The 19761-nt window shown below is 63.8% G+C and carries 16 protein-coding genes; 8 read left to right on the top strand and 8 right to left on the bottom strand.

What is annotated here, in order from left to right; all coding sequences use genetic code 11:
- Window positions 1-82: 82 nt before the first annotated feature.
- The 5 genes from K426_RS19280 to K426_RS19260 form a co-directional block, all read right to left on the bottom strand.
- The gene (locus K426_RS19280; RefSeq protein ID WP_021246285.1) at window positions 83-874 is read right to left on the bottom strand and encodes a helix-turn-helix transcriptional regulator; all 792 of its coding nucleotides are present in this window, start codon (window positions 872-874) and stop codon (window positions 83-85) included.
- 294 nt (window positions 875-1168) lie between these two features.
- On the bottom strand, window positions 1169-2293 hold the full coding sequence (locus K426_RS19275) for an ABC transporter permease (protein WP_021246284.1): 1125 nt from the start codon (window positions 2291-2293) through the stop codon (window positions 1169-1171).
- A 1-nt stretch (window position 2294) separates the two neighbouring features.
- Window positions 2295-5045, bottom strand: a complete 2751-nt coding sequence (gene rbbA / locus K426_RS19270; protein ID WP_021246283.1) for a ribosome-associated ATPase/putative transporter RbbA — start codon at window positions 5043-5045, stop codon at window positions 2295-2297.
- Window positions 5042-6115, bottom strand: a complete 1074-nt coding sequence (locus K426_RS19265) for an HlyD family secretion protein (RefSeq protein WP_066560443.1) — start codon at window positions 6113-6115, stop codon at window positions 5042-5044. The genes rbbA and K426_RS19265 overlap by 4 nt, the downstream gene beginning before the upstream one ends.
- Window positions 6112-7581: an efflux transporter outer membrane subunit gene (locus K426_RS19260; protein ID WP_210766564.1), complete on the bottom strand. Its 1470-nt coding sequence runs from the start codon at window positions 7579-7581 to the stop codon at window positions 6112-6114. The genes K426_RS19265 and K426_RS19260 overlap by 4 nt, the downstream gene beginning before the upstream one ends.
- Before the next feature lie 142 nt (window positions 7582-7723).
- Between K426_RS19260 and K426_RS19255 the strand changes: the two genes are divergently transcribed.
- Window positions 7724-8446: a TetR/AcrR family transcriptional regulator gene (locus K426_RS19255; RefSeq protein WP_021246280.1), complete on the top strand. Its 723-nt coding sequence runs from the start codon at window positions 7724-7726 to the stop codon at window positions 8444-8446.
- Here the strand turns inward: K426_RS19255 and lptB are convergent.
- Window positions 8436-9359 carry an LPS export ABC transporter ATP-binding protein gene (gene lptB, locus K426_RS19250; protein WP_062066091.1) on the bottom strand — a complete coding sequence of 308 codons (924 nt, stop codon included), beginning with the start codon at window positions 9357-9359 and terminating at the stop codon, window positions 8436-8438. The two genes, K426_RS19255 and lptB, sit on opposite strands and share 11 nt — an antisense overlap.
- 341 nt (window positions 9360-9700) lie before the next feature.
- On the opposite strand from lptB, the gene K426_RS19245 reads away from it, so the two are divergent.
- The 7 genes from K426_RS19245 to K426_RS19215 all read left to right on the top strand — a co-directional run bounded on the left by K426_RS19245 (window position 9701) and on the right by K426_RS19215 (window position 17130).
- Window positions 9701-11455 (top strand): PHA/PHB synthase family protein, encoded by a 1755-nt coding sequence (locus tag K426_RS19245; protein ID WP_021246278.1) that lies wholly within the window; start codon window positions 9701-9703, stop codon window positions 11453-11455.
- Between the two features lie 3 nt (window positions 11456-11458).
- Window positions 11459-12880 carry a bifunctional enoyl-CoA hydratase/phosphate acetyltransferase gene (locus K426_RS19240; RefSeq protein WP_021690796.1) on the top strand — a complete coding sequence of 474 codons (1422 nt, stop codon included), beginning with the start codon at window positions 11459-11461 and terminating at the stop codon, window positions 12878-12880.
- Window positions 12877-14070 (top strand): acetate/propionate family kinase, encoded by a 1194-nt coding sequence (locus tag K426_RS19235; protein WP_021246276.1) that lies wholly within the window; start codon window positions 12877-12879, stop codon window positions 14068-14070. The genes K426_RS19240 and K426_RS19235 overlap by 4 nt, the downstream gene beginning before the upstream one ends.
- Window positions 14067-15290, top strand: a complete 1224-nt coding sequence (locus K426_RS19230; RefSeq protein WP_021246275.1) for a phospholipase A — start codon at window positions 14067-14069, stop codon at window positions 15288-15290. The genes K426_RS19235 and K426_RS19230 overlap by 4 nt, the downstream gene beginning before the upstream one ends.
- 140 nt (window positions 15291-15430) lie before the next feature.
- Entirely contained in the window at window positions 15431-16003 is a 573-nt protein-coding gene (locus tag K426_RS19225) for an HdeD family acid-resistance protein (protein ID WP_021246274.1), read from the top strand.
- Between the two features lie 50 nt (window positions 16004-16053).
- Window positions 16054-16464, top strand: coding sequence for a DUF2147 domain-containing protein (locus K426_RS19220; RefSeq protein ID WP_021246273.1), 411 nt, complete (start codon window positions 16054-16056; stop codon window positions 16462-16464).
- Between the two features lie 81 nt (window positions 16465-16545).
- Window positions 16546-17130, top strand: a complete 585-nt coding sequence (locus tag K426_RS19215; protein WP_021246272.1) for a hypothetical protein — start codon at window positions 16546-16548, stop codon at window positions 17128-17130.
- An 84-nt stretch (window positions 17131-17214) separates the two neighbouring features.
- Here the strand turns inward: K426_RS19215 and K426_RS19210 are convergent, their stop codons facing one another.
- Window positions 17215-18813 (bottom strand): phospholipase D family protein, encoded by a 1599-nt coding sequence (locus K426_RS19210; RefSeq protein WP_066962650.1) that lies wholly within the window; start codon window positions 18811-18813, stop codon window positions 17215-17217.
- Window positions 18762-19619: a universal stress protein gene (locus tag K426_RS19205; RefSeq protein ID WP_021690797.1), complete on the bottom strand. Its 858-nt coding sequence runs from the start codon at window positions 19617-19619 to the stop codon at window positions 18762-18764. Before K426_RS19205 ends, K426_RS19210 begins: the two co-directional genes overlap by 52 nt.
- Window positions 19620-19761 lie beyond the last annotated feature (142 nt).

The following is a 19761-nucleotide window of genomic DNA, read 5'->3' as shown; positions in this document are numbered from 1 at the left end:
GTCAATACACTTATCCGCCCTAGGCATGGCGATTCGCGGGCCAATTGACGGGATGCGCAACACGGCGACACCGACAGGACTGTCAAGGACTGCGCCGTTTCGCCCTGTGGCGCGGGCGGCGGGGTCCAGCCTCAATGATCCCTTGGTCGTTTCGAAGGATCTGCGCGTCGATGAGCGCCCTGGCGACAAGCTCTGAGCGCTTGTAGACGCCGTAACGCTGCTTTGCGTGGGAGACGAAATAGCGCACCGAGGTCTCGCTCAGACCGAGTATCTGGCTGATCTCCCAATCGCTCTTGCCGACGGCGACCAATGCCGTGCATTGAGCTTCGCGGCGCGTGAGCCTGGGTACGTCATGTCCGCGCGAGGCATGATGTAGTCTGAGGCCCGCCTTGAACCCGAAGGCAGCGACGATGTGGAGCGTCGTCAGTAGCGATGGCGAAGCCATGATCGGCTCCGCGCGTGCGAAAGTGCAAGACGCATGGGATTCGCTCGGTATGTGGAGCGGCACGGTGACACCGTGGACGAGACCATGCAGCCGCGCTTCTTCGAACAGGGCTGATTGTGTGCCTGTGAGATCGACATAACCGGGAATCTCGTCCCAGCTGAACGGGCGGTCCAGCAACTGGCTCACCTCATAGACTGGATCGATGACGTACGCGTGGCTCTCGGTGTAGAAACGCACGAACTCCGCCGGATAGTTGGTAATAACCAGCGCCCGTTCGACCAAGCGTGGGAGGCCGCCATGTTGGATCATCGCGACATAGGGGAAGCCCATTTTCGTGGCGGCATCAGCTAAGGCGGCGAGCAGCGCTTCCATTGAAGAAGCGGCATTGAAGCGTGAGAGTGTCTCACGCATTCTGGCATTGACATACATGGCATCCTCCTTGGGTTGTGTTGGCCGTGCACCGGCAAACGTGCCAGAAGAAGCCGTTGTGATACCTATGGGAGATAGGGGGCATTCACAGCCGTCAGCCAGCGCTATGGCTGACGCGTGAGGCTGCTAGGGCAATCGTGGATTCGCTGTTTCGAAAACCTGGCTCAGGATCCGCGACACCGCCGCCGGTATTATTCTCCTGCGAAACCTGCGCGGAACCGTTCGGCAATCGTTAGTCTGAAGCATCGTTACGATGTCCCACGCAATTTGGTGTTCTGACATTCGACTGCCTCCTCACGCCATCGTGCCGATGGTTCGCCGGAACCGCGCCAACGCAATGGCGAAGAAGATCGCGCCGATAGCAATGATAGCCAGGAACTGGGGCCAGACCACGTCAAAGCCCGCGCCCCGGTAAAGGATGGCCTGCGCCATCTTCACGAAATGGGTGGTGGGCGCGGCCAACATGACCGTCTGGACGAACTCCGGCATGCTTTCGCGCGGCGTCGAACCGCCGGACAGCATCTGCAACGGCAGCAGCACCAGCATCAGCAACAAGCCGAACTGCGGCATGGAGCGCGCGATCGTCCCCATGAAGATGCCGATGGAGGTCGTGGCGAACAGGTGCAGCCCCGCTCCGGCGAGGAACAGCGCGATCGACCCTTCGACGGGAACGGACAGTACCCCTTCCACCATCACGAAAAGCGCGAAAGCGCAGGCGACCAGGACAACGAGCCCCATGGCCCAGACCTTGCTGGCCATGATCTCGAACGGCGTCACCGGCATCACTAGCAGGTGTTCGATCGTGCCGTGCTCGCGCTCGCGGATCAGGGCCGCGCCCGTCAGCACGATCGACAGCATGGTGACGCTGTTGATGATTTCCATGACCGCGCCGAACCAGCTTTGCGCCAGCGTAGGATTGAACCGCACGCGCAGCGCCAGCTCGACCGGGACCGGCGTGCTCGCACGCGTGCCTTTCATGAATTCGGCAACTTCGCCCTGCACGATCTGCTGGATGTAGCCGCCGCCCGTGAAAGCCTGGCTCATCCGCGTAGCGTCAACGTTGAGCTGCAAGCCGGGTTGGCGTCCCGCAAGTACGTCTCGCTGAAAATCGGGCGGGATGTCGAGAGCGAACGTATAGCGCCCGGCATCCAGCCCCTTGTCCACTTCGTTCAGTCCCACGATCGAAGGGGGCGTGAAGTGCGGCGGATAAAAGGCGCCGGTTATCCGGCTGGAAAGCTGCGACTGGTCTTCATCGACGATCGCGATAGGCGCCTTGTGCAGCGTTTCCGGCATGGCGGTTGCCGCGACGTAGATCCCCACCGAGAACGAATAGAGGATCAGGAACAGCATCATCGGATCGCGCCACAGGCTGCGCAGTTCCTTGATGCCGAGCCGGTAGATGTTGGCCGCGTGGCGCATATCAGCTCTCCTGCTTACGCAGCAACGCGACACACAGCGCCAGGATGACGGGAAACGTCGCGAACAGCACGAGAAGGTCAGGCCAGAGGTCGGCGAAGCCCAGCCCCTTGGAAAAGACGCCGCGGCAGATGGTGACGAACCAGGTCGCGGGATATATCGATCCGATCACCGCGCCCGCCCCCTCGAGCGAGGACACCGGGTTGATCAGGCCGGAAAACTGCACGGCGGGCAGGATCGTGCCGATGGCGGTGGCGAACATCGCGGCAATCTGGCTGCGCATGAAGATGGAGAACAGCAGGCCGATGGCCGTCGCCGACAGCGTATAGAAGAGAGCGCCCAGCGTCATCGCGAGGAAACTGCCCGTCAACGGCACACCGAACATCGTGACGGCGAGGAACACCAGCAAGACATAGTTCAGCATGGCGAGCGCGACATAGGGAAGCTGCTTGCCCAGCAGGAATTCCACCTTGCTGATCGGCGTCACGTAGAAATTGACGATGGAACCCAGCTCCTTTTCCCGCACCACGCTCAAAGCCGTCAGCATCGCCGGGAACAAGAGCAGCATCATCGGAATCACGGCCGGCGCGATGGCTACAAGGCTTTTCACGTCCGGATTGTAACGATAGCGCAGCTCGATATTGACGAGACCCATCGATGGCCGCGCACCTGTTTCCTGCACGGCCATTTCACTGAGCCAGTGGGCATGCAGGGCCTGGACATAGCCTTGCACGGTCTCGGCCCGCTGCGGCATGGCGCCATCGACCCATACACCGATCTGCACCGGCACGCCCCGGCGCAGGTCGCGCGCGAAATTGGGCGGAATCTCCAGGGCCACGCTCAGTTCGCCCGAGCGCATCCGCCGGTCCAACTGGCTATAGTCGGTGATCGGCGGCCGTTCGATGAAATAGCGCGATCCGGCCAGGTTGAGGACGTAGTTCTCGCTGGTGGTCGTGCCGTCGCGGTCCAGCACGGCGAACGGCAAGTCCTCCACGTCCATGCTGATGCCATAGCCCATGATGAACATCAGGATGACGCTGCCCAGCAGGGCCAGGGTGGCGCGGATGGGATCGCGGCGCAATTCCAGCCCTTCGCGCCGGGCATAGCTCATCATCCGGCGCCGCATGAACCATGGGGAGCGGGCCGGTGCAGCCGAAATGTCCTGATCGGCCGCGGCAGGCGCGCCCGCAGGAACCGGATCGTCCCTCTTTTCTGTCGGCGTCTCGCCGCTCGCATCCTGAAGATAGGCGATGAACGCTTCTTCCAGGTCCGCCGCGCCGCGGTTCTCGACAATGGCGGCGGGGGTGTCGCTGACCAGCACCTTGCCCGCATGCATCAGCGATATGCGGTCGCACCGCTCCGCTTCGTTCATGAAGTGCGTGGAAATGAAGATCGTCACCTTGTCGCGCCGGGACAGGTCGATCATCATCTGCCAGAACTGGTCCCGCGCGATCGGATCGACGCCGGACGTCGGTTCATCCAGGATCAGCATTTCCGGCTTGTGGATCATGGCGACGGCTAGGCTGAGCCGCTGGCGCTGGCCCAGCGGCAAGGCGCCGGGCAACGCATCCATGATGCCATCCAGGCCGAACCGCTGCGCCATTTCCCTCACGCGGGCCGGCACTTCCCCGGCGGGAACATGGAAGAGCTGGGCATGCAGCTCGAGGTTCTGCCGGACCGTCAGTTCCGAGTAGAGCGAGAAGGCCTGGCTCATATAGCCAACGCGCCGGCGCGTCGCCATGTCGTCATTCTCGACCTCGCGGCCGAACAGCCAGGCCTGGCCTTCGCTGGCTTTCAGCAGGCCGGTCAGCATCTTCATGGTGGTCGACTTGCCGCAGCCGTTGGAGCCGAGGAATCCAAAGATCTCGCCGCGCTCGATGCGAAAATCGACATGATCGACTGCCGTGAAATCACCGAAACGCATGGTGAGCCCCTGCGCCTCGATGGCGATCTCGGCCTCGCCGCCGTCGCTGCGCGGCGGAATCTCCACCGGCTTGTGCCCGCGGCGGCGCTCCTCGGGAAGCATCGAGATAAACGCCTGTTCCAGCGACTGTTCGCCGGTGCGTGCATAGAAGTCGGCTGCGGTGCCGGTGGCCAGCACCTTTCCCGCGTCCATCGCGATTAGCCAGTCGAAGCGTTCGGCCTCTTCCATATAGGCCGTGGCGACCAGCACGCTCATGTGCGGGCGGTTCGCGCGGATGCGGTCGATCAGATCCCAGAATTGCGCGCGCGACATGGGATCGACGCCGGTTGTCGGCTCATCCAGCAGCAGGAAATCGGGATCGTGGATGAGCGCGCAGCACAAGCCGAGCTTCTGCTTCATGCCGCCCGAAAGCTTGCCCGCCGGGCGCTTGCGGAACGGCGCGAGGCCCGTGCTTTCGGTGAGGTCGGCAATGCGGCGCTCGCGTTCGGCCGCGTCCTGCCCGAACAACCGCCCGAAGAATTCGAGATTTTCGTCGATGGAGAGCGTAGGATAGAGGTTCTTGCCCAGCCCCTGCGGCATATAGGCGATGCGCGGACACACGGCGTTGCGGTGGCGGGCCTCGGCCATGTCGCCGCCCAGCACCTCGACCCGGCCCTCCTGGATGGCTCGCGCGCCCGCGATCAGGGAAAACAGGCTGGACTTGCCGACGCCGTCCGGGCCGATCATCGCCACCATGCGCCCGGCGGGGATTTCAAGATTCACATCATCGAGCGCCAGCACCTTGCCGTAATGCAGGCTCACGCCCGAAACGCGGGCGACAGCTTCCGTCATTGCGGCACGTTGACGGTCAGTTTCGCGGGCCATTCGGATTTCGGATCGATCCGCACATAGGCCATGCCCGGAAGGCCGGTCTTGACCTGGGTGATATAGCGATCGAGCAACTTGCGATCGATCTGCGCCTTCACGCGGAACATCAGTTTCTGGCGCTCGCTTTGCGTCTCCACCGTCTTGGGCGTGAACTGGGCCACATCGGCAACGAAGCTGACTTTCGCAGGGATCGCACGATCCGGAAGCGCATCGAGCACGATGCGTACATCGCTGCCCAGCGCCACCTTGCCCGCGACCGTTTCCGGCAGGAAGAAGGTCATGTAGACGTCGCCCAGATTGACCAGGTTGAGCACGCGCCCGCCGCCACCCACGACTTCGCCCGGCTGGGCGACGCGATATTGCACGCGGCCGGCCGTCGGCGCCTTGAGGTCGCTGTCGCGGATATCGGCCTCGATCCGCTGGATGGTGGCGCGCACGGCATCGACCTGCGAACGCGCGCCGATCACCTGGTTGCGCGCCGTCGTGATCGCCGCGTCGACGGCCGCGAGTTGGGCGCGAGCGGCCTCCACTGCCGCCGCCGCGCCTTCGACGCGGGCCTGATCGTCATCCCGTTCCTGCACGGCGGTCGCACCTTCTCGCGCCAGCGTTTCCGATCGCGCCAGCCGCTTGCGCGCCGCGTTCAGCTCCGCCTCACGCTGGCGGACGCCGGCGAGAGCCGCCGCCCGGTTGCTCTGCTGCTGCGCGACCTGGCTGGTCGCGATCTGGATGCCGTTCAGCGCCGGCGCCAGTTGCGCTTCGGCTTCGGCCCTCTGGGCACTCAGCACGTCCGTATCCATATGGGCGACGACTTGCCCCGCCTGCACGAACGCGCCTTCGTCGACCAGGATTTCGCGGATGCGGCCGGGCGATTTGGCGGAAACGTCGATTTCAACCGCTTCGATCCGGCCGTTACCGCCGACGATGCCTTCGGGCAAATCGCCGGGCTTGAGCACCTGCCAAAGGAGCAGAGCTACAACGACGAGCGCCGCCGCGATGCCGCCCCTGATGAGCCATGTCTTCCGGGACGCCGTCATCGCCTGTGTTCTCCGCCTTGATCGTTGCTGTCGTGGACGACTTCGGCGGGAAAGCCCCCGCCAAGCGCCGCGTAGAGGGCTATGCCGCTCGCCAGATGAGCGCGGCGCAACTGGATCAGCGCCTGTTCGGTGTCGAAAAGGTCGCGTTGCGCGTCCAGCACTTCCAAATAGGCCGAACGCCCGTTGTCGAACCGCAACCCGGCCAGCCGAGCCCGTTCGCGCAAGGCGTCCAGCGAGCTGCGCGCGGTGTCGATCCGCAACGCCAGTTGCCGGCGCCGGACCAGCGCGTCGGAAACATCACGAAACGCGCCCTGCACGGTCTTTTCATAGCTGGCCACGGCTTCGACCTGCCGCGCTTTCGCCAGATCGAGGTTGCCGGAAAGGCGGCCCGCATTGAACAGCGGCAGGGCGATCGTCGGGGTGAAGCTCCACGCGCGGCTCCCGTCGCCGAACAGCCCGTCGAGATCGGAACTCGCCGTGCCGAAGGCACCCGTCAGGCTGATATTGGGAAAGAACGCCGCCCGCGCCGCGCCGATATCGGCGTTGGCCGCCCGCAATTGATATTCCGCCGCCACGATATCAGGCCGGTTGACCAGAAGGTCGGAGGGCAAGCCCGGCGGAAGGGCGATATCCGGTCCGGTTTCGGCAAGACCGAGGGGCCCAGGCACGATCTCCACGGGCCGCCCGACCAGCAGCGCCAGCGCGTTGCGGTTCACGTCGCGGTCCTGCTCAAGCGCTTGCAGCGCATCCTGCGCCTGCGCCAGCAGCAACTGCGCCTGGGTCATTTCGAGCTTCGAGCCGGACCCGACTTCATAGCGGCGGCGCATGATCCGCAGTGAGTCCTCGCGCGTGACGATCGTCCGCCGGGCAAGCGCGAGGCGTTCCTCATATTCGCGCTCCAGCAGATAGCCATTGGCGACCTGCGCGATCAGGCCGGTGGCAACGGCGCGCTTCGCCTCTTCCGTCGCCAGATAACGATTGCGCGCGGCGTCGTTCAGGTTGCGCAGACGGCCCCAGAAATCGATTTCCCAGCTCGCGCTCACCTGCGCGGTGACCTGCTTGATGTCATAGCTCTGCGTGCCTGCGCCCGGCAGGCTGATGATGGAACGACCCCGCGTGCCGGTGCCGACGGCGTTGAGTTCGGGATAGAGCGCCGATCCCTCGATACGCCAGGCCGCGCGCGCCTGATCGACGCGGGCCGCGGCGATACGGATATCGCGGTTGTTCTCCAGCGCGGCCGCGATCAGCACACGCAGATGCTCTTCCCGGAAGAAATCATGCCAACCGATCCGCGCGATGGACGCGCCCAGCGCGGCTGGCGCGGGATAGTCCTGCGGCACCGGCTGGGCCGGCCGGACATTGGGCGGCGCGAAGGAACAGCCGGACAGGAAAGATGGCACGATCATCGCCGCCATGACGGCCCGGAACCCGCATAAACGGCCAGTAATATGAGCGCTGCGAGCCATCTAGTCCGGTTCCATTCTGGTTCAAACAGGCGGTACGCCTATGGGCAAGCACCTCTCCGGACTATTAGTATCTACACTTAGTGGTTTTGATATTGCCCGGTATCACTTGCCGATCAAGCGCGAAAGCTGGAATGAAGCAGCGATGGGCCGCGAGCGATTCATGAAAGATGACGGCGCCGCATCGGGAACCGGCTCGCGTCTGCCTGCCCGCGATCCCAGGGGAGGAAGGCCGCCACAGGAGGTCGCAGCCCGGCTTGGACATCATATCCTCGAGACGGCGCTTGCCCAATTCATCGCCGGCGGCGTCGAGGGTACGAGTATGGAAGCTATCGCCGCCGCCGCACAGACATCGAAGCGAACGCTCTATTCCCGCTTCGGCTCAAAGCTCGCCCTGCTCGTCGCCGCCATGGAACACAGCCTTGCCCGCTATCTCGATCCGATCGCGGCATCGGTCCCTCGAGGAAGCACCCGCAAAAAAATCGCCTATATCGCTCGCAGGATGCTCGACCTGTCGCTTCAAGGCGATGTCGTGGGCATCGAAGCGCTCATCATCTGGCTGGCAAACCACAATCCGGGCATGATGCGGGCACAGCCCGCGATCGGCACCCAGTTCGGCATCGATCTGATGCAGACGATCCTTGCCGAGGCGAGCGAACCGAACAGCGAGGAAGCAGGCGATCTTCCGTTCCTCGCTGCTTTTCTCTTCGACGCGCTGGTCACCGTGCCGCGCCAGCGCATCCTGCAGCGCCATGATCTGCACAACACCACCCGGACAAAGGCTGCCTATATCGAGCGAGCGCTCGACCTCATGGCAAAGGCCATTCCGTTCCTGAACGAAGGGCGCGGTAACCGCCTCACATCCTGAAGCCCTCGCCAAGATAGCGATGCCGGACTTCGGGGTTGTCGAGTACCGCTTCTGGGCCGCCCTCGAACAGCATCCTGCCCTGATCGATGATATAGGCCCGCTCGACCAGTTCGAGCATCTCATGCACATTGTGGTCGGTCAGAAGGATCGCCACGCCTTCTCGCTTGAGCTTTCGCACCATCGCCTTGACGTCGGCGATCGACATGGGATCGATGCCCGCGAACGGTTCATCGAGCAGGATGACCGAGGGCGCTGCCGCCATGGCCCTGGCGATCTCGCAGCGCCTGCGTTCCCCGCCGGACAACCGCTGTGCGGGAACGTCGCGAATGTGGGCGATATTGAACTCGGCAAGAAGTTCATCGAGCCGCGCGGCAGCTACATCGCGATCGGCGATATGCAGTTCGAGCACGGCCGCGATATTCTCCGCAGCCGTCATGCCGCGGAAGATCGATCCTTCCTGGGGAAGATAGCCGAGGCCCAGCTTCGCTCTTCGATCCATGGGAAGCGCGGTGACATCCTGACCGCCAATCTCGATCCTGCCGGCATCCACGCTCATCAGGCCGGCAATCGCATAGAAGCAGAGCGTCTTGCCGGCCCCGTTTGGCCCCAGAAGCCCCACGATTTCGCCTGCCCGCACTTCGAGCGCGACATCGTCAAGCACCTTCCGCTTGCCAAAGGACTTCTCGATCCCGGCGATCGAAAGAACCGTCGGCGCGCGCTCGACTGCGACCGGTCCGATTGACGCGGGCGCAAGCGGCTCGCTCTCCGAACGCGCGGCCGGCGATACGAGTTGGGCATCATGCCCGAGATTTCCGCCAAGGTCCCTCAAAAGCCGGGTCAGTACGCGTCTCCATCCCGGCCGGCCAGCACCAGCGCAACCGCTGCCATCATGGCGATCTCGCGGATCATCCATTCTCCTTCAATTTCCCGCAAAATTGCCCGGGATGACGACCGCCGTACACTGTATCTCCAGGCAATGCATCGCCATCGTGAACTATACCTAGTGGCTTTACGCTCAATGATTGAGGCTCCTTTTTCTCCAGCAGGCCATGGCCGAATATCCCCGCGCCCGCGGTTGCGACTGGCCGTCAGACAGCCGTCCGGTCGCAACCAAGCTCCGTGCGGCTTGCATTCTATCTTACCTATGCAGTACCGTTCGGCATAAGAAGAACCGGGAGGGGCGGCCCAAACATCTGCTGTGGAATCCTGTCGGAGAGACGAGGCACCTTCCAGCGGAACTCGGAGTATATAGTCATGGCCACGTCCCCTCCGCCTTCCGACGATCCGCTGGACGGAATCAGCGAAACGCTCGACCGCACGGCATCGGCGGCCATCGCGCAGACGACTTTCGGCCTTTCGCCGGCCACGCTCCTGCTTGCCATGGCCGATTGGGGGATTCATCTCGCCACGTCGCCGGGCAAACAAATGCAGCTTGGCGCCAAGGCCATCCGCAAGCATGCCCGGCTTTTCGACTATCTGCAGCGCCGCATGGAAGACAGCGAGGCCGAACCGGCCATCGAACCATTGCCGCAGGACCGGCGCTTCGCCGATCCCGCCTGGAAAGAATTACCTTTCAATCTCGTCGCTCAGGCCTTCCTGCTCAACCAGCAATGGTGGCACGCCGCGACGACAGGCATTGGCGGTGTCTCGAAACATCATGAAGACATGGTGGAATTCGCCGCACGGCAGATGCTGGACATGCTCGCGCCGACCAACTTTCTCGCCACCAATCCCGTTCTCCAACACAAGATCGCGGAAACAGGTGGCCAATGCCTGGTCGACGGCTTCCGGCACCTGGTCGAGGACATGCAGCACATGGCGCGCGGCCTGCCGCCGGTCGGCGCCGAAGCCTTTCGCGTGGGCGAAAACGTCGCCACGGCCAAAGGCAAGGTCGTCTACCGCAACAAGCTGATCGAACTGATCCAGTATGAACCGACCACGGACACCGTGCGGCCCGAGCCAATCCTGATCGTGCCCGCGTGGATCATGAAATACTATATTCTCGACCTGTCGCCCGAGAACTCGCTGGTCCGCTGGCTGACGGCGCAAGGCTTCACCGTGTTCATGATTTCGTGGCACAATCCCGGCAGTGCCGACCGTGACCTCGACATGGACGCCTACCGGCACCTCGGACCGATGGCGGCGCTCGATGCGGTGACGGCGATCACCGGCGCGACGGGCATCCATGCCATGGGCTATTGCCTGGGCGGCACGCTGCTCTCGATCGCGGCCGCGGCCATGGCGCGCGACGGAGATGACAGGCTCGCCAGCGTCACACTGCTGGCCGCACAGACGGAATTCAGCGAGCCGGGGGAATTGGGCCTGTTTATCGACGAAGGCCAGCTCAACCTGCTGGAGAACATGATGTGGAGCCGGGGCTATCTGGACAGCAGCCAGATGGGCGGCGCCTTCCAGATCCTGCGTTCCAACGATCTGGTCTGGTCGCGTGTGCTCGCCACCTACCTGATGGGCGAGCGCGAACCGATGAACGACCTCATGGCCTGGAACGCCGACGGCACACGGATGCCCTATGCCATGCACAGCCAGTATCTGCGCCGCCTGTTCCTCGACGACGACCTGGCCGAAGGAAAATACCGGGTGGATGGGCGAACCATCAACCTTGCCTCCATCCGCAAACCGCTGTTCGTGGTCGGAACCGAGCGCGATCATGTCGCGCCATGGCATTCCGTCCACAAGATCCACCTGCTGACCGGGGCCGAGATCACTTTCGTCCTGACCAGCGGCGGGCACAATGCCGGCATCGTTTCGGAACCGGGCCACAAGGGCCGCCGCTACCGCGTGTTGACCCGCGAGGTCGACGGCACCTCCTACGATCCCGAAGAATGGGCAAGCCGCGCCGAGCAAAAGCAAGGCTCATGGTGGACGGCGTGGGGAGAATGGCTGGCCGCGCGTTCGGGAGAACCTGGTGCGCCGCCGCCCATGGGCGCAGCGGACAAGGGCTATGCGGCGATCGCCGATGCTCCCGGCCATTATGTGCTGGAGCATTGAGCAATGACTGACGGAACCATGATCGAGAACCGCACCTTCGACGAGATAAAAGTGGGCGATACCGCCAGTATCTCGCGCACGCTGACCGAAGAGGACATCCAGCTTTTCGCGCTCGTGTCCGGCGACGTGAACCCGGCGCATATGGACGCCGACTATGCCGCGACCGACATGTTCCGCCGCGTCATCGCGCACGGACTATGGGGCGGCGGTCTCATCTCCGCCGTGCTGGGCACCGAACTGCCCGGCCCCGGCGCGATCTATCTCAGCCAGTCGCTGCAGTTCACGCGGCCGGTAGGCCTTGGCGACACGATCACGGCGTCGGTGACGGTGGCGGAAAAACGCGCGCACCATGATATCCTGTTCGATTGCCGCTGCGTCAACCAGGACGGCGAGGAAGTCATCAGCGGCCAGGCCGAAGTCAAGGCGCCGGCCGAGAAGGTCCGCCGCCCCCGTGCGGCGCTGCCGGAGGTCAGCCTGCGCGACCATGACGGCTACCGCAAGCTGATCGAGATGACCGCCAATGGCGTGCCGGAACCGACGGCGGTGGCTCATCCCTGCAGCGCGGCCGCCATGCTGGCCGCGATTGAAGCCGCCGAAGCCAATCTCATCATGCCGATCCTGGTCGGGCCGGAAGCGAAGATCCGCAAGGCGGCCGAAGACGCCGGCAAGGACATTTCGCCTTTCCGCATCGTATCCGCCGCCCATAGCCACGAAGCGGCGGCAAAGGCCGTGGACCTGGTGCGCGGCGGCGAAGCGAAGCTGTTGATGAAAGGCTCGCTCCATACCGACGAATTGATGGGCGCCATCGTGCGCTCCGCCACGGGCCTGCGAACCGAGCGCCGGATCAGCCATGCCTATGTCATGGACGTCCAGAACCATCCGACACCGCTCATCATCACGGATGCCGCGATCAACATCGCGCCGACACTCGAGGAGAAGGCGGACATCATCCGCAACGCCATCGACCTTGCCCATGTCATCGGCATCGCGGAACCGAAAGTGGCGATCCTTTCCGCCGTGGAGACTGTCAATCCCGCGATGCAATCCACACTCGACGCCGCTGCCCTGTGCAAGATGGCCGATCGCGGTCAGATCACGGGCGGCGTGCTGGACGGACCCCTGGCTTTCGACAATGCGATCAGCGAAGCCGCCGCGAAGGAGAAAGGCATCGTCTCGCCGGTGGCGGGCAAAGCGGAAATTCTCGTCGTGCCAAACCTGGAGGCTGGCAACATGCTGGCCAAGCAACTCACCTTCCTGGGCGGTGCGGACGCGGCAGGCATCGTGCTGGGCGCGCGCGTGCCGATCATCCTCGCCAGCCGGGCCGACAGCCTGCGCACCCGCCTCGCCTCCTGCGCGGTCGCGGTGCTGATGGCGCGCGCCGCCACCAAGGCCGCGCCCGGCCTGCCGGGGACGGCGAGCGCATGAAAGCCGTCGTCGCGATCAACTCCGGTTCGTCCAGCATCAAGTTCTCGCTGTTCACGCTCGATGGCCGGGACGGGCTGACGCTCTCGGCAGGCGGCAAGATCGAGAAGATCGGCATCGCGCCCAGCCTGCGGGCCCGCTCCGCGACGGGAGAAATCCTCATCGAGCGGGACTGGCCGGACGGCGCTGCGCTCAGCCATGCGGATCTCCTGGCGGACCTCTTCGCCTGGGCGGGAGATCATCCGCTGGAAGGGCGGGACGTGATCGCCATCGGCCATCGCGTGGTGCATGGCGGCCTGGACTTCGTCACGCCCCGCCTGGTCGATGCCGACCTGCTGGACAGGCTGGAAACGCTGTGCCCCCTCGCCCCGCTGCATCAGCCGCACAACCTCGCGGCGATCCGCGCGATCGCGAAGCTGAAACCCGACCTGCCGCAGGTCGCCTGCTTCGATACGGCCTTCCACCACGACAAGCCGGACGTCGCCTCGCGCCTGGCCATCCCGCGCAAGTTCCACGATCAGGGCATCCGCCGCTACGGCTTTCACGGCCTGTCCTATGAATATGTCGCAATGCGTCTCGCGGAGATCGACCCGGCGCTGGCCGCGGGCCGCGTGGTCGCGGCGCACCTGGGCAACGGGGCCAGCCTCTGCGCCATGCGGGACTGCAGGAGCGTCGATACGACCATGGGCTTCACTGCGCTCGACGGCCTGGTGATGGGCACGCGCTGCGGCACTATCGATCCCGGCGTGATCCTGCACTTTCAGCTCCGCATGGGCATGAGCGCGGCCGATGTGGAGGACATGCTTTACCGGCAGTCCGGCCTGCTCGGCGTGTCCGGCCTGTCGAGCGACATGCGGGCGCTCGCGGCCAGCGATGCGCCGGAAGCGGAAGAGGCGATGGCGCTGTTCGCCTGGCGCGCCGCGCGCGAGACGGCCGCGCTCGCCTCGTCGATGGGCGGGCTGGACGGCATCGTCTTCACCGCCGGGATCGGAGAGAACGACGCCGCGATGCGCCAGCGTATCTGCGCACGCCTCGCATGGCTGGGCGTGGAACTCGACGAACAGGCGAACGCTGCCGGCGCCCCGCTTGTCAGCACGCCCGGCAGCCATGTCGCGGTGCGCGTCATTCCCACCGACGAGGAACGGATGATCGCGCTCCACACCTTGCATGTGCTGGGGGAGAATCCATCATGAGGCGCGCGATAAGCCTTGCCGCCATCGCGCTTGCCACCCCTGCCGCGGCTCATGCCGCATCGCCCGTCGAAATCCTGATCAGCGATGCCGGGCAGGAGGACGAAACCGGCGCCGTTCTGGTCGATCTGCGCCTGCTCAATGACAGCGGCGATCCGCAGGGCATGGCCCTTCCGGACCGCATCGAAGCGCAGGTGGAGCAGAGCGGCGTCTCTCGCACCGTCTGGCTGGAGCGCATGGCGACGACGCCTCCAAACCCGATCATTCCACCTGGCGGTTTCACGCGCGCGACCTACCGGCTTGCGCGGAGGACCAATCTGTCGCTGGAAGGCGCCGCGATCTCCGTTCCCGCATGGGGCACGCGGCAGATCACGCTGGCATTGCGGCCCGCGGACCGAGGGGCGCAAATAGCCACGAACACCTCCGCGCAATCCGGGCCTCCCAACGCGCCGGGGTTGGAAAACAAGGCTGTGCCGCCTCCCTCGGACCGGTCGGCGGGCAACGCCTTTTTCGCCAACCTGTCGGCCTATGAACCGATCTATGCTGTCTATGGTCCGAGCACCGACAGCGCCGCACGCATCCAGATCAGCTTCAAATATCAGATTTTCGGAACGAGACGCGCCCAGGGCTTGCCACTTTCCTGGCGCGACGGACTGCATTTTGCCTATACCCAGCGCATGTTCTGGGATCTTGGCGCGGATTCCTCGCCGTTTCGTAACATCGACTATCAGCCGGAACTCTTCTACCTGACCCCTTCAGCTACGTTGACACGCGGCATCTCGCTGAGCGCACAGGGCGGCTTTCGCCATGAATCCAACGGTCGCTCCGGTCTCGATTCCCGCAGCCTCAACACGCTCTATGTGGCGCCGATGGCCGCCTTCCCACTGGGCGGCGGCTATCGCCTGTCGGTAGCTCCGCGCTTCTCCCTCCTTGTCGGCGACAAATCCGACAATCCCGATATCCGCCGCTACAGGGGCAATAGCTCGCTCTTCCTGGAAGTCGGGAAAGATGACGGCCTACGCCTTACGACATCCACGCGGTTCAGCGTCTCCAGCGGCAAAGGCGCACTCGCCGCCGATCTTTCCTATCCGCTCTCGCGGCTATTGGGTGGGGGACCCGACTTCTATCTCTTCGGCCAGAGCTTCATCGGCTATGGCGAGAATCTGCTCGACTATGATCGCCATACGACCCGTTTTCGTCTGGGCGTGGCACTGGTGCGTTGAAACCCGCCTTCATGCACATCACGCACTTGAGCGACGCCTCCTGCGACATCAGCGCTTCCTGCTCGACTTGAGGTTGCACTCTGGCAATAGTCGACACGCTCACAGCAAAAGTTCCGAGTCACCAAGAAGGAGCCCTTCACATGCCGTCACAATCGAGGCGCTATTCCAGCCCCTATGGTATGGCCGACCCGGCATTGGAGACCAGTTGGGGCTGGGTCCTGGCTTATGGGCTGCTCGTGATCCTGATCGGCGTTTTTGCGCTCCTCAACCCAATCGCGACGGGCTTCGCGACAGGTGTTTTCCTTGCCGTGGCGCTCCTCATATACGGAATACTGGCTATCGCGGCCGGGTTGTCCTCGCTCTCCCGGCGCGCACGCTGGATCGAGATCCTCCTCGGCGTGCTGAGCCTCGTCGCGGCCGCCATCACTTTCTTCAATCCCTTCGCCGGGGCCTTGACGCTCGTCGCGCTGATCGGCGCCTGGTTGCTCATCATCGGCGTTTTCGAAATCGTCGGCGCATTCCAGTCTGCGCATGACCGGGGCTGGCGCCTGCTACTCGGCGTTCTCGACACTGTTCTGGGCGGTCTCCTCCTGTTCAGCGATCCCGCGACCGGACTTGCCTTCCTGGCATTGGCGGTCGGCCTGAGCTTCCTGCTGCGAGGAACCTTCCTCATCATCCTCGCCATGGGTCTGCGCCGCATCGGTAAGCTATAGACTTAGTGCGGCAAGGGTGCCCTGCCCCGAACAACAAAGGAAACGCCAGGATGATCGGAGGATACAAACCGCTTTCGGTCTTGCTCATCCTGGCGGCAACGGTCGGAAATGCTCCGGCATCGAGCATTTCCGGGACTATCTGGCGCAACCCTGCAAACAGTGTGCATATCCGCGCGCAACCGTGCGACGACAGGATGTGCGGTGTCGTCGTCTGGGCTAACGACAAGGCGAAAGCCGATGCGCGCAAGGGCAGCCCGGATCCTCTGGTGGGCGCACAGCTGTTTCGTGATTTCGAGCAGGAGCAGCCCGGCGTGTGGCGCGGCCGCGTTTTCGTGCCCGATATCGGCCGGACCTTCACCGGGCGCGTCACGGTACTCGACAGCAACAGGCTCGAGGCGAACGGCTGCCTCGTCGGGCGCATCGGGTGCCGGTCGCAGATCTGGACGCGCGTCGAGAAGTAGACGCATGGATTGACAGGCTGAAAGACATCTCTCCCATCCGGCTCGCTGACCCTGCGCAAATGCGATAACGCCGAAGGCGAAATGACCGCGTGCCTGATTCTCTTCCTGATCGTCCTTGGTATCAACCTGTTGCCCGCGTTCGGTCCCCCGACATGGTCGATCATCGTTCTCTATGGCCTGACGACCGATCTGCCTGTCGCCTTGATCGTGTTCATTGGCGCGCTCGCGGCCGCTCTTGGACGTTTGCTGCTTGCCTGGGGCTTTCGATTTCTCAAGGACTATTTGCCCGCGAAACAAAAGCGCAACCTCGAAGCAGCGAAAAAAGTCGTCGAGGACCGACCGAAAAGCGCGATTTTCGGGCTCGCACTGTTCGCTCTCTCTCCGCTTCCCTCGGCGCAACTGTTCGAAGCGGCCGGCCTTGCGGGTATCAGGCTGGGGAAGTTCACAGCAGCGTTTTTCGTCGGGCGTCTCGTCTCCTATTCGATCTATGCCGCGACAGCAGGCGTGATCCGCAAATCGAGCCTGGGTGACGTCTTTACCGAGCGCCTCACCAGTCCGTGGGGCATCGCGATGCAGATCGGCATGATCATCCTGCTTGCTGCGCTCGCCCAGATCGACTGGAGCAGATTTCTGCGCTCCGACAACGATCCGCGCTCAAGCGCATGATCTCAAGGAAACAGGTCCCCGTCGCAGACGGTCCATTCGTCGGCAACACGCAAAATTGAAGACGGCGCCGAAAGCCTGCTTGGGTCAAAGCTGCGATTCCAGCGGCAGAAGGCCAATGGCCTGTGCGGTTAGTCTGCGCCAGAACGAGGCTTCCGGTTCCCGGTCGTATCGGACGGGCACGCCGTTCCGGCTCCCGGCCCATTCCACGTCGCCATCCGACGTCAGACAGACCTCATAGCTGCGGGAGGGCGCGGTATCGCGCTGCCAGATGGCAGCCATCTTCCGGGCCAGGGCCTCGGACTCGAAGAGGACGCCCATTTCCGTGTTGAGGGAAGCCGAACGAGGATCCAGGTTCATCGAGCCGATGAACCCCATATGCCCGTCGGCAGTGAAAGCCTTGGTGTGCAGGCTTGCCCGGCTCGATCCTCGCAGGGAAAAGTCCCGCTCCTGATGCTCGGGCCGCAATTCCCAGAGCTTGATCCCTGCCTCGAGCAGCGGAACACGGTAGCGCGCATAACCGCCATGGACCGCGGCGACATCGGTTGCCGCAAGAGAATTGGTCAGGACCGAGACCGAAACCCCCTTTGCCGCAATCGCGGCGAGCGCCGCCGTGCCTTCCTCGCCGGGGATGAAATAGGGCGAAGTGATTTCAAGCCTTTCCCGCGCCGCATCGAAGACCGGCAGCAGGTCGTGCATCAGCCAGTTCTTGCCCTCCTTGCCCAGCACTTTGCGCGGCGGATCGGCGATCACGCGGGCGGCGCGAGTCCAGTCGGGCCGCGTGGTCTCGGGATCGAGAAGCGAGAGCCGTTTGGCGATGCGCTCCAGATAGGGGCGCGCGGCAGCCTCATTGGCAGCGTTGCTCAATTCGGCGGCGATCCGCGTCAGCGCCACGCCAGGATCTTTCAAGGGCGAAAGCCTATCGACCGGCAACGCCAGGCCGCTGTTCCAGTAATCGTCGAAGATCTTCTCCGTCTGGGCGACGGCTGGCCCCATCACCAGCACGTCCATGTCGCGGAAATTGGTTTGCGTCGCGGCATCGAAATAGGCGTCGCCGATATTGCGCCCGCCAAGGATGGCGACGCGGCCATCAGCGATCCAGGCCTTGTTGTGCATGCGCCGGGTCACGCTGAAGGCGCGCAGCATCATTTCGATGCCGCGCCGCAAGCCGCCCTGCCGCGCCCGGGTCGGGTTGAAGATACGGATCTCGATATGCGGATGATGCGCCATGGCGATCATCGCATCAGATGTATGGCTGGTGCCGATGTCGTCGATCAGGATCCGCACCCTGACGCCGCGATCGGCCGCGGACAGGGCCTCGGCCAGAAGAAGGCGGCCGGTCAGATCGTCGTGCCAGATGTAATACATCAGATCGAGCGAGCGCTCGACCTTGCGCGCCGACAATCCACGTGCCGCGAAGGCGTCGAGATTCTCGTCCAGCAAAAGCAGGCCGCTCTCACCGGGGTGCGCATCCGTCGTGGCGCCAATACGCTGATCGAGCGGCGTCCGGCCGCGTTCGATCGACAGTGCGTAGGAAGGCTCCCCCTGCGCGCGACTGGCGAACAGGCCGTAGACCCAGGTCGCGAGCATCGACGCCGCGACGAAGCCCAGGCAGGCAAGGATGACGATCCGGATCAGACGGCAGCATCCGCCTGCGGCTGCTGGCGCACGAGCAGGACATCGCAATCGAGACGGCTGAGCAGCGCCCGCGCCGTGCTGCCGAGCACCGCCACCGTCAGGGCCGATCGACCGTGCGTTCCGATCACGGCCAGGTCGGTTTCGCTCAGCTTCACATGATTGCGGACAACCTCGCAAACCTCGCCATAGTCGACATTGATATCCAGCCTGTCGCGTGCGTCGGCGGGCAGATCGGTCCTGTCCAGAAAGGCATCCAGATCATAGGCTATCCTGGCCTGCAGCGCAGCTGCCGGCCCTTCCCGGCCCCGAAGTGCCTCCAGCGGCACGTGATAGGCGTGAACGAGAGTGATCTCGGCAGCGGGGAATGCGGCCATGGCCGTGCGAAGCGCCTGGGCCGAGCAGCCGGAGAAATCGGTTGCGACCAAGACCCGGCGATAGTGGTGCTGAGTCTTTTCCTTCACGATAAGCACCGGCGCATGAGCATGGCGTATCATGCGCTCCACGGTCGTGCCGATCAGGAAATCCCCGATATCGTCATGGCGCGAGATGCCGGTCACGATGAGATCCGCCCCGCATGCGGTTGACGCTTCCAGCACCGCCTGCGAGACGGCGCCGGTGGCGAGGCGTGTCTCGACCGGAATATCCGGGTCCGCCACCTCCGCCCGCAAGCGGGCATGAAGGCGACTCTCGGCAGCCTGCAGTCCGTCGAGCATGTCTGCGGGATCGGGATCCCTCTGAACATGGAGAAGAACCAGATGTGCGCGCCACTCGCTCGCCAGCTGTATCGCGCGGTCGCGGGCTCGGTCGCAGCGACCGCTAAAATCGGTTGGAAACAGAATCGTTCGCGGGGTCATATCGACGCAACATAGCAGCAGTGGTCCGCCAACCAAGGAACGTGTCGCCGTGTATTTGCAGGACGGACAGAAATGTTCTTCGGCAAGGATTCGCTGGCCGTCGCGAAGCAGACCGATATTATGGCCTGATCAGAAGAGGATG

The sequence above is a fragment of the Sphingobium sp. TKS genome, assembly GCF_001563265.1.
In the GTDB taxonomy this organism is placed as follows: Bacteria; Pseudomonadota; Alphaproteobacteria; order Sphingomonadales; family Sphingomonadaceae; genus Sphingobium.
The sequence above is the reverse complement of the archived record's forward strand: the minus strand, read 5'-3'. Positions and strand labels throughout refer to the sequence as shown.